General features: G+C 54.0%; 1 protein-coding gene. It reads left to right on the top strand.

All coding sequences use genetic code 11. The annotated features are described in order from the left end of the window. The coding region (locus HCN83_RS18180) for a transposase (protein ID WP_205774770.1) at positions 1–226 on the top strand (226 nt) is incomplete at both ends.

Genomic DNA, 226 nt, shown 5'->3' with positions numbered 1-226 from the left:
AAACGAAACCCTCGTTTACGAAACGCATCGACAAGGTCCAGAACTGGGACTACGACGAAACGAACGACTGGTTCCGTTGTCCGAACAACCGGCGGGTCACGTTCCGGGGATACACCAGCCGGACCGATCCCATCACCGGCTACCGCCGGGATTTTAAACGGTACGAAAGTGAAGACTGTTCGGATTGTCCGATCAAAGCCTTCTGTACGAAAGCAGAAGGAAACCG

This window comes from Alkalicoccus luteus, from assembly GCF_012034335.1.
In the GTDB taxonomy this organism is placed as follows: domain Bacteria; phylum Bacillota; class Bacilli; order Bacillales; family Salisediminibacteriaceae; genus Alkalicoccus; species Alkalicoccus luteus_A.
This window is presented reverse-complemented; position numbering and strand designations above follow the sequence as displayed.